The following is a 12,757-nucleotide window of genomic DNA, read 5'->3' on the forward strand; positions in this document are numbered from 1 at the left end:
GTAAGTTATCCACATTAGAATAGTAAAGACGATATTTGTCGAACGATTTGTGTACTGCTTGTAACTTAAAGATTCATTTTGAACAAATCTTACTGATGATGTATGATATAGACTTGAAGTGAAGAGGTGGAGAACAATGATAAAATTATTTTTGCCAAATGAATACGTCGAGAGCGTATTTGAAATAACACCTGCAAAACTTAAACAGCAGGGGATTAAAGCAATCATTACAGATCTGGACAATACATTGGTTGAATGGGACCGGAAGAATGCAACGCCCAAGCTAATCGAATGGCTTGAAAGTATGCAAATGGAAGGTATTCTGGTCACGATCGTTTCAAATAATAATCAATTAAGAGTAGAAGCCTTTTCTGATCCAATCGGTATTCCGTTTATTTACCATGCAAGAAAACCGATGGGGCGTGCTTTCAGACGGGCAATCAGAGATATGAATGTAAAGAAAGATGAGACTGTCGTGATTGGTGATCAGCTGATGACGGATGTTTTAGGCGGCAATTTGAATAAACTTTATACCATTCTTGTTGTGCCGGTAGCAAAAACAGATGGGTTCTTTACTAAGTTCAACCGCATCATTGAAAAAAGACTGCTGAATTTCTTCAAAAGAAAAAACATGATCCAGTGGGAGGATAAAAAGTGAGCGAAGAAAAAATTACATGTATCGGCTGCGGAGTTGAGATCCAGACGACCGATAAAGAGGGGCTTGGATATGCACCACCTTCAAGCCTTGAAAGAGAACAGATCGTTTGTCAGCGATGCTTCAAGCTGAAGCATTATAATGAGGTGCAGGATGTAGCACTGACAGATGATGATTTTCTAAAAATCCTGAACGGACTTGGACAGGCAGATGCCCTGATTGTGAAAGTCGTTGATATTTCTGATTTCAATGGAAGTTTTCTCACGGGTCTGCACCGTTTTGTCGGAAAAAACCCGGTTCTTCTAATCGGAAACAAAGCAGATGTGCTTCCAAAATCCGTTAAAACGAATAAGCTAATTAACTGGATGAAATATGAAGCCAGTCAAATGGGATTAAAGCCTGTTAATGTCCTGCTATGCAGTGCTGATAAAGGCCATCATATACAGGATGTGCTTCAGGCGATAGACCGTGAACGTAAAGGCAGGGACGTATACGTAGTAGGCTGTACGAATGTAGGAAAGTCCACACTGATCAACCGCATCATTAAAGAAGTGACTGGAGAACAGGACATCATTACGACATCACAGTTCCCTGGTACAACACTGGATATGATCGAAATCCCGCTTGATGATGGAAAAGCCATCATTGATACACCGGGTATTATTAATCGTGACCAGATGGCTCATGTCATTAATAAAAAAGACTTAAAAAAAGTCCTGCCAAAAAAAGAATTAAAGCCTAAAGTATTTCAGCTAAACGAAGAGCAGACACTGTTTGTTGCAGGTCTTGCACGTTTTGATTATATTGCAGGCGGCAGAAAATCCTTTACGTGCTATTTTTCAAATGAGCTGGAGATTCACAGAACTAAGCTTGAAAAAGCAGATGATCTGTATAAGCGTCATGCAGGTGATATGCTATCACCACCGAGGTCTGAGGATCTCGACTCCTTCCCTCCGCTGAAACGCCAGGAGTTTTCTCTTAAAGAGGGTAAAATGGATATCGTATTCTCAGGACTAGGCTGGATCACGATTAATGAGCCTGGCGCCAAAGTTGCTGCTTATGTGCCGGAAGGTGTCAGCGTGATCGTCAGAAAATCTTTAATTTAATGATCAGGAGGAACGGTATATGAAGCTTGCTGTAATTGGTTATCCAATTCGTCATTCAAAATCTCCATATATGCACAATATATGGCTCGAAGCCTTAAATATTGAGGGGCAATATGAAGCGATTGAAGTTTCTCCTGAACAATTGGAACATCAGGTTAAGGTGTTGAAGGAAGAAGAATATAGCGGTTTTAATGTAACGATTCCGCATAAAGAAAGCATTATCCAGTATCTCGATGAAGTGGATCACTCAGCTGAGGTGCTTGGTGCTGTGAATACGGTTGTGATAAAAAACGGTAAATGTACCGGCTATAACACAGATGGTCAGGGGTTTTTACAATCCCTTTCAGCTGTTAGGACGGAAGTTGATATTAAACAAGCGCAGATCCTGCTACTGGGAGCCGGTGGAGCTGCTAAAGGCATTGCGGGTGCCTTAGCATCATTTGGTGTGAGAAAAATCAGTATCGCTAACCGTACGCCATCAAAGGCTGAAGCACTCGTGAAGGCGCAGAAGGTTCCAGGTGAAGGATTGGATCTACAGACTGCACAGGAGCGCCTCAATGAGTTTGATATTGTAATTAATACAACTTCATCCGGTATGTATCCAAATGTGGACGCGGCACCTGTAGACAGTTCTTTTATGAAAAAAGGAGCACTGGCTGCAGATATCATCTATAATCCATTAAGGACACAATTTTTAAAACAGGCAGAATCAGCTGAAGCAGACACGCTAAACGGAATTGGTATGTTCGTCTGGCAGGGGGCACTGGCATTTGAAAAATGGACCCTGCAGCAGCCTGATACAGCAGATATGATCAATAAAATGACAGCATTAATGAAACAGGAGTGAAAATATGTTAACAGGTAAACAAAAAAGATTTCTACGTGCTGAGGCACACAATCTATCGCCGATTTTTCAGGTAGGTAAAGGCGGCGTTAATGAAAACATGATCAAACAGATCTCAGAGGCACTAGAAGTAAGAGAACTGATTAAAGTCAGTATTCTGCAGAACTGTGAGCAGGACAAGCATGAAGTAGCAAGTGAGCTTTCTAAAGGAGCTAAAGCTGAACTGGTTCAGCTAATCGGTCATACAATCGTGTTATATAAAGAATCACGTGAAAATAAAAAAATCGAATTGCCGAAAGCACGTAAGTAATGAAAAAGCGGGTCGGCATCATGGGTGGAACCTTTGACCCAATCCATCTCGCACATCTCATCATGGCGAATGAGGCCTATCATGCGCTAGAGCTGGATGAAGTAAGGTTTTTACCAAACGCCACACCTCCGCATAAAATGATATCAGGTCAGTCGAGTGCAGAGGATAGGTGCAGAATGATTGAAGCGAGTACCGCTGACATTCCTTATTTTAAGCTGGACAAGTCAGAGATTTTAAGGGATGGGAAATCCTACAGCTATGATACGATCTCTCAATTTGTTGAACAGGAACCGGATACTGATTTCTTTTTTATCATTGGTGGTGATATGATCGCGTCACTGTCAACCTGGTACCGGATAGATGAATTGAAAAAAATAATTACGTTTGTTGGCTTCAGCAGACCGGGTTACAATGTGGGTAATGATGAAGTGCTGATGATCAATGGTCCTGTTGTGGATCTTTCATCCACCATACTGAGAAAACGCCTGGCAGAAAAGCAGGATTGCCGATTTTTAATTCCTGAACAGGCGTACAGATATATTTTAGAGGAGGGGCTCTATGAATCTTGAACAGGCGAAGCAGATTGTAAAAGATATACTCCCTGAAAAAAGGTATATTCATACACTTGGTGTGATTGAATCGGCGCTATCTCTTGCAAAAGAACATGGTGTGAGTGAAGAAGATGCGGGAATCGCTGCAGCGCTTCATGATATGGCTAAATTTCATGACAAACAGGAAATGAGAGCAGTAATTGTCGATCGCGAACTTGACCCGGCACTTCTTCAGTTTCATCATGAACTTTGGCATGCACCGGTTGGCGCTGTTTTTGCAAAGGAAAAGCTGAATATAACAAATGAGGAAATTTTAAATGCAATCAGATATCACACAACAGGCAGGCCGGGTATGAGCGATCTGGAGAAGGTCATTTACCTTGCAGACTATATAGAGCCCGGAAGAAGCTTCAATGGAGTGGAAAATGTCCGGGCGGTTGCGCATGAAGATCTTGATGAAGCAATGAAGATTGCTTTAAAACAGTCAATACAATTTTTAATCAGTAAAAACCAGCCGGTATTTCCTGATACACTCGCAAGTTATAATGAATATGTTCAAAAGGAGAAGTGAGTATGACGAAAGAAAACGAATTATTGTCACTTGCATATAATGCGGCTGACGACAAAAGAGCAGAAGATATTGTCGCTTTAAATATGCAGGGGATTTCACTAATCGCAGATTACTTTGTGATTTGTCATGGTAATTCTGACAAGCAGGTACAGGCGATTGCAAAAGAAGTAAAAGACCGTGCTGAAGAAGAAGGCTACAACGTGAAGCGAATGGAAGGGTATGATGAAGCGCGCTGGGTGCTTGTGGACCTTGGCAGCGTCATTGTACACGTATTCCACCGTGATGAAAGAGACTATTACAAACTGGAAAAACTATGGGGAGACGCTCAGATTGAAGATATGACGAGCACAATCAGCTAATGGCTTATGATCAGTTTGCCTATGTGTATGACAGGCTGATGAGTGATGTACCCTATGATGAGTGGATGAGCTATTTACTGCATCAGAAAGAGACTTTTAAAGTCGATGGAATGAAATTACTTGATGTCGGCTGCGGTACTGGTGAATGGACTGTCAAAGCCTCAGCAACCGGCTTTGAAACAGTTGGTATTGATTTATCTGAATCAATGCTCTCAATGGCTCAGCAAAAAGCAATGGAAATGGGACAGTCAATCCGCTTTTTTCAAATGGATATGGCTGAAGCAGAAGATCTTGGTCAGTTTGATCTGATTACAATCTTTTGTGATTCTCTTAACTATCTTGAAACAGAAGAAGCCGTACAGCAGACGTTTAAAAGGATGTATGATCTGCTGTCAGCAAATGGTCTGTTTATGTTCGATGTTCATTCTGTCTACAAAGTAAATGAGCTTTTCGCCGGTCAGACCTACTCTTATGATGATAGTGAAGCAGCGTATATCTGGAATTCATTTGAAGGTGAATTCGAAAACAGCGCAGAGCACGAGCTGACTTTCTTTATCAGAGAAGAGAATGACCTGTATTCAAGGTTTGATGAGTTTCACAAACAGCGTACCTTCTCCATTGAACAATATAAAAAATGGCTATCTGAAGCTGGATTTAAGATAGAATCAGTATCTGCTGATTTCACTGGTGAAGCACCAGTTGAAACGAGTGAAAGAATATTTTTTACATGCACGAAGAGATAGCTCTTCGTGTATTTTTATTGACTTTTTGCACGGGTCTACTATAATGAATGTAATCTTCTGACAGTCTTCTGCTCATTATTGGAGGACTGAAAACATGCTGCTATGGATTAAAAATCATCAAAAACCTCTCTTTATCTTCATTCCACTCATCACGATCTTCTGTTTATTTCTGTTCTATCAATCCACACAAAGTTCTATCCCTGCAGTAAGCCCGCTGACTGAACAACAGCCTGTAACGGCAGAGCCTGAGGAAATAGCCGCCGATCAGTCCGTTGATGTTCTTTTCGTTGATATTAAAGGTGAGGTGACGCATGAAGGTGTGTATGAAATGAATAATGGTGACCGGGTCATTGATCTGATTAAAAAGGCAGGTGGAGAACTGCCGGATGCTGATATGACAGCTGTCAATATGGCACAAAAGCTCCATGACGAAATGGTGATTATCGTGCCCGGCAAATCTGCTGAAGGATTATCTGATCTGGGTACTCAATCTGATAAAATAAATATTAACCGCGCCACCCAAAGTGAACTGGAATCGATCCCCGGCATTGGTCCTTCCAAAGCTGCAGCAATTATCCAGTACAGGGAAGAAAAAGGGCAGTTCAAATCAATTGAAGAAATTATGAATATTTCAGGCATAGGTGAAAAAACATTTGATAAACTGAAAGAGTCTATCAGTACGTATTAAATAACAGCAGCAGCTGTCAGGAGGCGTTAATGATGAAGAGAATTTCCTGGAATCAGTATTTTATGGCACAGAGTCACTTGCTGGCTCTCAGAAGCACCTGTACGAGGCTGACAGTAGGCGCTACAATCGTGCGTGAACAGCGTATCATTGCCGGAGGATACAATGGATCTATTAAAGGCGGTACACACTGTATTGATGAAGGCTGCTACGTGATTGATAATCACTGTGTCAGAACGATTCATGCTGAAATGAATGCGTTGCTTCAATGTGCAAAGTTTGGAGCTGCTACAGAGGGTGCGAGCATGTATGTCACCCATTTTCCGTGTCTGCAGTGTACAAAAGCGATTATTCAGGCTGGAATCGAAAAAATCTATTATGCCAGTGATTATAAAAACCATCCTTATGCGATTGAACTGCTGGAGCAGTCAGGTGTTGAAACTGAACATGTGTCTTTTGATCCTTCGACAATCGAGCCGCTCATCTCACCAGCCACTGAGCACGGAAGAATCAATTGAAACTGATCTTATATTGTGCTCCGGCTGCACTGGCAGGTGCAGCTGGAGCATATTTCCCCGCATACACACCTTTTATCATCCTTCTTTTCCTCCTCTATTGGTTAAAAAGTTCAAGCTTTATTATTATTTCTATCTCCATGATCACCTCTTTACTCTTTTTTATTCACACAGATTACCGACTCGATTCACTGAAGACCGTAATTTCTCCTGACACATCTTCTCTTACGCTGATTATTGCAACACCCTTTACAGGTGAACAGCATAAAAGAGCGGTTGCTGTTAATGGTCAGGAAAAACTGATCCTTATCATACCGAAACAGCATCAGCATTTCCTCGATAAAATACCTGAAAATAGTAAATGTACGTGGGACGGAGAACTGATCACCCCTCAGCCAACTGAAAACTTTCATGCCTTTGATTACCGTCAATACTTGTATTACCAGAACATTCACTGGACATTCATGGTGAAGGATTTACGTCACTGTGAATCAGCCGGAGGATCGCTGTATACTTTTTTAAGCGATCTCCGTTACAAAGGGCTCAGCAGAATTGAACAGATCTTTCCTGAAAGTGTACAGGGGATCGCAGGAGCGCTCATTTTCGGTGACCGCTCTCAAATGGAGGAAGAACAGGTCAGAATGTATCAGCGCTTAGGAGTCATTCATCTTCTTGCAATTTCAGGTATGCATGTTGGAATGATTACATTCTTTTTGTGGAAGGTTCTTTTAAAAATAGGTTTAACAAGGGAAACGATCAGAATGAGTTTACTCGTCATCCTGCCTTTTTATACAGTGATGGCAGGGGCTGCGCCACCGGTGCTGAGAGCGACAGGAATGGTTCTGCTGGGTCTGCTCCTTCAATAATTGTTTGTCCGTTTACCACTGCTGCACATCCTTAGTACAGTATTTATTATTCACTTGTTTTTATTTCCAACTGAACTGGTGAATGCAGGGTTCCAGCTGAGTTATACAATCAGTTTTACTCTTGCACTGTCTTCGGGTAAAATTCTGAGGTTTCAAAATAAAACAGTGAGTCTCCTGGTCGTGACGGTCGTTGCGCAGCTTGGTGCCCTGCCGATCATCCTCTGGCATTTTTATGAACTTTCTTTATCCTCCTTTCTGATGAACCTGATCTATGTACCGCTTTACACACTTCTGATCCTTCCCTCATTTATCCTGATCTATCTGCTTTCGTATATATCAATGGATGCAGCAGTTATTACCGCATCTGCCCCTGGAATGATTATCTTGTCTTTAGAAAAAGTGTCACACCTGATTTCAGATATTAAATTCTCTGTTCTGATTACCGGGAAACCAACTTTTATAAAGGTAAGCATCTTATTATGCGGATTGTATTTGATGATGAGCTTTTTAGAAAAAGCAAAATTTAAATCTGCATTCTGCTGCCTGTTGGTTTTTAATGTTTATCTGATCGGCTCACCATATCTGAATGCTGAAGGGAGCGTAACATTTATTAATGTGGGGCAGGGGGACAGCATTTTGATTCAGCTGCCTAATCGCCAGGGGAATTATCTGATTGATACAGGCGGACAGGTGAATTTCGGGGAGCCTGAAAACAGTTATGCTGTAGGAGAAAAGATTGTTTTGCCATATTTAAAAAGCATGGGGGTTTCAACAATTGATCTGTTAATCCTCACTCATCATGACTGGGATCATATTGGAGGAGCAGAGGATTTATTAAGGGAACTGACCATTAAGGAGGTCTGGACCAGTGCAGGAGCTGTTGAGAAAGAAGAAATGAAGGATCTGCTGAATACTTTCCTTGACCACGGCGTTCCTGTGAAAGAAATAAACGATTCCATGTCATGGCAGGCTGGTAATCATGAATTTGAAGTTATTGCGCCTGCAGCCTATCTTGAAGGGAATAATGGCTCACTAGTCGTGGATGCTGAGATTGGCGGGAAAAAGTGGCTCTTTACGGGGGATATTGAAGAGGAAACTGAACTTGAGATGCTGGATCAGCTGAGGGATATCGATATTTTGAAGGTTGCGCATCACGGAAGTAATTCTTCAACAACTGAGGATTTTCTTCAGATTGTAAAACCGGAAGCCGCCGTAATTTCAGCTGGCAAAAATAACAGCTATGGACATCCACATCGTGACGTCTTAGACAGGCTTAAAAAAATCAATACAGAGATCTACCTGACTTCAGAAAATGGCGCAGTCAGGTACACATTTACAGGAGATGCCGGCACTTTTTGGTATGCAATACCATATAATAATGAAAAATAAAAAGAGCCCTGAAGGCTCTTCAAAAGTTAGGATCCCACGACTGAGATAATTGTTCCGACAGTGAATAATGCAGCAAAGAAAAGAAATGATACAACGAATGCTACGCCGGAATCAATCAGGTCGTTTCGTTTTGATTGAACATTTTGTTCGAATTCATTCATGGTTACCCCTCCTATATACTTTTTCAGTATAGTCCATCGTTTTAGAAAAATCCATAGTTACCATTTAAATTTCCTTACAATCAACAGCTTATCACAAATAATTCATAAATTGATACAAATACTACGTTCAAACAACTGAAATGACGGTGACCCGGGCCCGTCTTTTCAGTGTTTATATAAGGCAGTTTCACTCTGCCCTTTCCACTGTTGTATAGGGAGAGAGATTTCCTATACAATAGTGGTGATACATATAAAAGTGAGGCGGATTTATTTGATCATAAAAGAATGGAACGCAATAAAAAAAGGACAGCTTGCACCTGTTTATTTATTGTATGGTGAAGAAGAATACCTGCTTCACGAAACGAAACAGCTATTAATACAACACGTGATTTCAGAAGAAGAAATGGATTTTAATTTTTCTCTGCATGACCTTGCTGATGAAGCAAGTATTGAAACGGCGATAGAAGACGCTGAATCATTTCCCTTTATGGGTGAAAAGCGGCTGGTCTTTATTGAGGGAGCAATGTATTATACTGCTGAGAAGAAAAAAGAGACAAAGCACCCTACAGAGATGTTAGAAGCTTATCTTCAGTCGCCGGCTCCTTATACTGTACTTGTGATTCACGTTCCGGCTGAAAAGCTTGATGAACGAAAGAAAATCACGAAGCTGACTAAAAAAAATGCTGCAGTGATCGAGGCAAAGAAATTAACGGTCAATGATATTAAAGGCTGGATTAAAAGTAAAGTGGCTGATCACCGAATGCAGATTGAAGACGCGGCAGTTGAAAAACTAACCATGTTAGCAGGGACAAATCTTTTCATGCTCGCCGGGGAAATTGAAAAACTGGCGCTTTATGCCGATGGATCAGAAGTCATTACATATGATGATGTCGTGCTGCTGACACCTAAGTCAGTTGAAAACAATGTTTTTGATTTAATTGAGTTTACATTAAATGGACGCACTGCGCAGGCAATTGAGTTATATCACGATCTGATCAGACAAAAGGAAGAGCCTTTGAAGCTTCTCGCTCTCTTAAGCGGGCAGTTCAGGCTGATCTATCAGGTGAAAAATATGAGCGGGAAGGGGTTCAGTCAACAGCAGATTGCATCGAGGCTGAAGGTTCATCCATTCAGAGTGAAGCTTGCCGCACAGCATGCATCAAGGTTATCTGCTGACCATCTGAAAACAATTATGCTTGAACTGGCTGAATGTGACCTGTCACTAAAATCATCATCAGGCAGAAAAGAGATGATTTTGGAAATGTTTTTGACAAAACTGCCTGCTATAACCCGTTAAAAAAAAGCCGATGCTAAAGGTTAGCATCGGCTTCAACGATTATGCGTTAAGCTTTTTCGTTAGACGAGACTTTTGACGGTCTGCGTTGTTTTTGTGAATAAGCCCTTTTTGTGCAGCTTTATCAAGCTGTTTTACAGCACCTGCAAGCAGTTCTGTTTTGTTGTCAGAATCGTTCTGAACAGCAGTTTCGAAACGCTTGATCGCTGTACGCATAGTTGATTTTTGCTGAATGTTCGCTTCGTTGCGAGCAGCATTTGTCTTTGTGCGTTTGATAGCAGATTTAATGTTTGGCATTTATGTCACCTCCCGAACTGAATCGAGGACTTTTAAAAACTCGATTTACATGATTCACGCCATTTACGGCATACGGTTTCTCGTAAGGAACCGGTTAGATTCAATTACATAAGAACAAGGGATATTTTATCAAACGGATAATGAGAATGCAATAGTAGGGAAAATAAATATTTGATAAGCGAATAGAAAGTCAGTCTGAAAACCATCTTAAATAAAAATGTGCATGGGAGTTGAAAAGATGGCTTTTCGAACAGATCTGGCGCTTGAGGCTTATGAAGCCGTTGCTGATGAGCAGGAAAACAGGCTGATTGTTGAAGAAGAAGAAATTAATGAATTTACCTTAAAAAAAATACATGTGAACAAGGAGACTTCAGTTTTTACGGGAAAAAAAGAAGGGGATTACTGGACATTCGAAGCGCCCCAGCTTCGCACACAAAACGAAGAATGGGTAGAGAAAGCGGCAACAGCACTTTCGTATGTAATCAGATCATTCCTAAAAAAGCTGCACATTCACGATGACGCACCTGTGTTGATTGCAGGCCTTGGAAATTGGCAAATCACCCCGGATGCACTCGGACCGGATGTATGCAGGAAAGTATTTGTCACCAATCATCTGTTTGAGGTCGAACCACAGGCGATCAGTGGAGGCTTCAGAAGAACGGCAGCACTGGCACCGGGAGTCATGGGTCTTACGGGGATGGAAACCGCTGCAACCCTTAAAGGAGTAATTGAACAGTATAAGCCGGCAGCAGTAATTGTCATTGATGCGCTAGCTGCCAGATCGGCTTCACGGCTTCATACAACCGTACAGATTTCCTCTGCAGGGATTAACCCTGGTGCCGGGGTGGGGAATAACCGTCAGGAAATCAACAGCGAGCTTTTTGGTGTGCCGGTTATTGCAATTGGTATACCGACCGTTGTCGATGCTGCCTCGATCACGCATGATACGCTCGGATATTTTGAAAAAACCATGAAGATGAAAAGTAAAAAAGACCGGAAGCCATCTTCACTTCTTTTAACAAAACCATCGGTGGAGGAACTGAATAGCAATCAGGCTAACCCGGAAGAAAAAAGCACCTATCTAGGATTGATCGGTGAACTGACTGAAGAAGAAAAACAGCAGCTGTTTCAAGAAATTCTGTCTCCGATTGGACAAAATCTGATTGTTACACCGAAAGAAACGGATCTTTATATTAAACAGGCGTCTGATATGCTTGCATCTGCACTTGATCATGCACTTCATCACCCTGAAGAAACGTTCTGAAATAAATACAGGTGCATATACTGCAAAAAGATTTCAATCAGGAGGTGGCCTGTTGAAAAAAACGCAGACAATGCAATCAATCAATTTATTTCTAAAAACATTTCTCCTGCTTATTTCTGTGATGGCGGCTGCACTTTATCTTCCAAATGTAAAACAGGGAATCGCCAACTTCTCATTCGAATTACCGGAAGAACTGCCGCTAAGCACTACATATCTGATGTTACAGACCGAATATGGTTATCTGACACCACATGATGAACTCGGGCAGGTGTGGGAGACATTATCTGATACAGTATTTAATCCGTTGAATTGGCTTGCGATGGAAGGTTTCAGTAATCAGGTGGCAGCGAATGAGTTCCCGGCCCCATCTGAATCTGTTCCTCCAACAGAGTGGTTCTTCAGCGGTGAAGAAGGAGAAGCAGTTGAAGTCAATCAGGCGCCGGTTGAAGCTGATCATTCAGCAGACCCGCGTGTCTTTATTTATTTCACTCACTCCAGAGAATCATTCCTGCCATATTTGCCGGACACACAAGACCCTAATCTTGCGCATCATTCAAAAGTGAATATCACACAGACCGGTCAGTATTTTAAACAGTTTTTTCACCAGAAAGGAATTCCGGTAAAAGTTGATTCTACTGATGTGATGGCGAAGTTAAAGGAAAGCGGAAAAGATTACTGGCAGGCATACGATGCATCAAAAAATATCGTACAGGAAGCAATGAGCACAAATGACACACTGGACTATTTTATAGACGTTCACAGGGATTCCGTCAGGCGGGAAGCGACGACACTTGAAGTCGAAAATAATACTTATGCTAAAGTGGCGTTTGTCGTTGGAGGTGAACATCAGGGGAGTAAAGAGAACGCACTACTTGCTGAAGAGCTTCACAAGCGGCTGAATGATCTGGTACCAGGTATTTCAAGGGGCGTATATATAAAAAAGGGTGAGCATACCAACGGAAAGTTTAATCAGGACCTGTCACCAAGGTCTATTCTTCTTGAACTTGGGGGAGTGGATAATACGTTTAAAGAGCTTGAAGCAACTGCTGAAATTTTCACGCAGGCAATGAGTGAGTATATGCTAGATGCCACGCCGGTTTCTGCGCCTTAAAGTGTGCAATTGAAACACGCCTGTTAAACTGTTATA

General features: G+C 41.6%; 15 protein-coding genes and 1 pseudogene. 14 read left to right on the forward strand and 2 right to left on the reverse strand.

Translation table 11 applies throughout. The annotated features are described in order from the left end of the window. Positions 1-136 precede the first annotated feature (136 nt). From ACH6CZ_RS01370 to ACH6CZ_RS01420, 11 genes and pseudogenes are all read left to right on the forward strand, one after another. The gene (locus tag ACH6CZ_RS01370; protein ID WP_374095644.1) at positions 137-658 is read left to right on the forward strand and encodes a YqeG family HAD IIIA-type phosphatase; all 522 of its coding nucleotides are present in this window, start codon (positions 137-139) and stop codon (positions 656-658) included. Further along, positions 655-1,761, forward strand: coding sequence for a ribosome biogenesis GTPase YqeH (gene yqeH, locus ACH6CZ_RS01375; protein ID WP_374095645.1), 1,107 nt, complete (start codon positions 655-657; stop codon positions 1,759-1,761). The genes ACH6CZ_RS01370 and yqeH overlap by 4 nt, the downstream gene beginning before the upstream one ends. A gap of 19 nt (positions 1,762-1,780) precedes the next feature. Next, positions 1,781-2,608: a shikimate dehydrogenase gene (gene aroE, locus ACH6CZ_RS01380; RefSeq protein WP_374095646.1), complete on the forward strand. Its 828-nt coding sequence runs from the start codon at positions 1,781-1,783 to the stop codon at positions 2,606-2,608. 4 nt (positions 2,609-2,612) lie between these two features. Further along, entirely contained in the window at positions 2,613-2,915 is a 303-nt protein-coding gene (gene yhbY / locus ACH6CZ_RS01385) for a ribosome assembly RNA-binding protein YhbY (RefSeq protein ID WP_374095647.1), read from the forward strand. Continuing rightward, complete coding sequence (locus tag ACH6CZ_RS01390; RefSeq protein WP_374095648.1) at positions 2,915-3,484, forward strand: nicotinate-nucleotide adenylyltransferase; 570 nt, start codon at positions 2,915-2,917, stop codon at positions 3,482-3,484. The genes yhbY and ACH6CZ_RS01390 overlap by 1 nt, the downstream gene beginning before the upstream one ends. Continuing rightward, positions 3,474-4,037, forward strand: coding sequence for a bis(5'-nucleosyl)-tetraphosphatase (symmetrical) YqeK (gene yqeK, locus ACH6CZ_RS01395; RefSeq protein WP_374095649.1), 564 nt, complete (start codon positions 3,474-3,476; stop codon positions 4,035-4,037). Before ACH6CZ_RS01390 ends, yqeK begins: the two co-directional genes overlap by 11 nt. Positions 4,038-4,039: 2 nt before the next feature. Then, the gene (rsfS, locus tag ACH6CZ_RS01400) at positions 4,040-4,396 is read left to right on the forward strand and encodes a ribosome silencing factor (protein ID WP_374095650.1); all 357 of its coding nucleotides are present in this window, start codon (positions 4,040-4,042) and stop codon (positions 4,394-4,396) included. Next, positions 4,396-5,139, forward strand: a complete 744-nt coding sequence (locus ACH6CZ_RS01405) for a class I SAM-dependent DNA methyltransferase (RefSeq protein ID WP_374095651.1) — start codon at positions 4,396-4,398, stop codon at positions 5,137-5,139. The genes rsfS and ACH6CZ_RS01405 overlap by 1 nt, the downstream gene beginning before the upstream one ends. A gap of 94 nt (positions 5,140-5,233) precedes the next feature. Continuing rightward, on the forward strand, positions 5,234-5,827 hold the full coding sequence (locus ACH6CZ_RS01410; protein WP_374095652.1) for a helix-hairpin-helix domain-containing protein: 594 nt from the start codon (positions 5,234-5,236) through the stop codon (positions 5,825-5,827). Positions 5,828-5,859: 32 nt separating this feature from the next. Beyond that, complete coding sequence (locus tag ACH6CZ_RS01415; protein WP_374095653.1) at positions 5,860-6,342, forward strand: ComE operon protein 2; 483 nt, start codon at positions 5,860-5,862, stop codon at positions 6,340-6,342. Then, positions 6,339-8,594, forward strand: a pseudogene (locus ACH6CZ_RS01420) (DNA internalization-related competence protein ComEC/Rec2). Before ACH6CZ_RS01415 ends, ACH6CZ_RS01420 begins: the two are co-directional and overlap by 4 nt. A 26-nt stretch (positions 8,595-8,620) precedes the next feature. Here ACH6CZ_RS01420 and ACH6CZ_RS01425 read toward each other — a convergent pair. After that, positions 8,621-8,755 carry a YqzM family protein gene (locus ACH6CZ_RS01425; RefSeq protein ID WP_039809946.1) on the reverse strand — a complete coding sequence of 45 codons (135 nt, stop codon included), beginning with the start codon at positions 8,753-8,755 and terminating at the stop codon, positions 8,621-8,623. Between the two features lie 271 nt (positions 8,756-9,026). Between ACH6CZ_RS01425 and holA the strand changes: the two genes are divergently transcribed. After that, on the forward strand, positions 9,027-10,052 hold the full coding sequence (gene holA, locus ACH6CZ_RS01430) for a DNA polymerase III subunit delta (RefSeq protein WP_374095654.1): 1,026 nt from the start codon (positions 9,027-9,029) through the stop codon (positions 10,050-10,052). A 39-nt stretch (positions 10,053-10,091) separates the two neighbouring features. Here the strand turns inward: holA and rpsT are convergent, their stop codons facing one another. Then, the gene (gene rpsT / locus ACH6CZ_RS01435) at positions 10,092-10,346 is read right to left on the reverse strand and encodes a 30S ribosomal protein S20 (protein WP_374095655.1); all 255 of its coding nucleotides are present in this window, start codon (positions 10,344-10,346) and stop codon (positions 10,092-10,094) included. Between the two features lie 238 nt (positions 10,347-10,584). On the opposite strand from rpsT, the gene gpr reads away from it, so the two are divergent. Then, positions 10,585-11,610, forward strand: a complete 1,026-nt coding sequence (gene gpr / locus ACH6CZ_RS01440; RefSeq protein ID WP_374095656.1) for a GPR endopeptidase — start codon at positions 10,585-10,587, stop codon at positions 11,608-11,610. A gap of 52 nt (positions 11,611-11,662) precedes the next feature. After that, a complete protein-coding gene (spoIIP, locus tag ACH6CZ_RS01445) occupies positions 11,663-12,721 on the forward strand; it encodes a stage II sporulation protein P (RefSeq protein WP_374095657.1) in 1,059 nt (352 codons plus the stop codon). Positions 12,722-12,757 lie beyond the last annotated feature (36 nt).

Source organism: Jeotgalibacillus sp. JSM ZJ347, assembly GCF_044383825.1.
GTDB lineage: Bacteria > Bacillota > Bacilli > Bacillales > Jeotgalibacillaceae > Jeotgalibacillus.

Bases quoted from the DNA above. Each gene is read 5' to 3' on its own strand.
- yhbY (WP_374095647.1), top strand. From the start codon at position 2,613: ATGTTAACAGGTAAACAAAAAAGATTTCTACGTGCTGAGGCACACAAT.
- ACH6CZ_RS01390 (WP_374095648.1), top strand. From the start codon at position 2,915: ATGAAAAAGCGGGTCGGCATCATGGGTGGAACCTTTGACCCAATCCAT.
- yqeK (WP_374095649.1), top strand. From the start codon at position 3,474: ATGAATCTTGAACAGGCGAAGCAGATTGTAAAAGATATACTCCCTGAA.
- ACH6CZ_RS01425 (WP_039809946.1), bottom strand. From the start codon at position 8,755: ATGAATGAATTCGAACAAAATGTTCAATCAAAACGAAACGACCTGATT.
- ACH6CZ_RS01415 (WP_374095653.1), top strand. From the start codon at position 5,860: ATGAAGAGAATTTCCTGGAATCAGTATTTTATGGCACAGAGTCACTTG.
- rpsT (WP_374095655.1), bottom strand. From the start codon at position 10,346: ATGCCAAACATTAAATCTGCTATCAAACGCACAAAGACAAATGCTGCT.
- rsfS (WP_374095650.1), top strand. From the start codon at position 4,040: ATGACGAAAGAAAACGAATTATTGTCACTTGCATATAATGCGGCTGAC.
- ACH6CZ_RS01370 (WP_374095644.1), top strand. From the start codon at position 137: ATGATAAAATTATTTTTGCCAAATGAATACGTCGAGAGCGTATTTGAA.
- ACH6CZ_RS01410 (WP_374095652.1), top strand. From the start codon at position 5,234: ATGCTGCTATGGATTAAAAATCATCAAAAACCTCTCTTTATCTTCATT.
- aroE (WP_374095646.1), top strand. From the start codon at position 1,781: ATGAAGCTTGCTGTAATTGGTTATCCAATTCGTCATTCAAAATCTCCA.
- gpr (WP_374095656.1), top strand. From the start codon at position 10,585: ATGGCTTTTCGAACAGATCTGGCGCTTGAGGCTTATGAAGCCGTTGCT.
- ACH6CZ_RS01405 (WP_374095651.1), top strand. From the start codon at position 4,396: ATGGCTTATGATCAGTTTGCCTATGTGTATGACAGGCTGATGAGTGAT.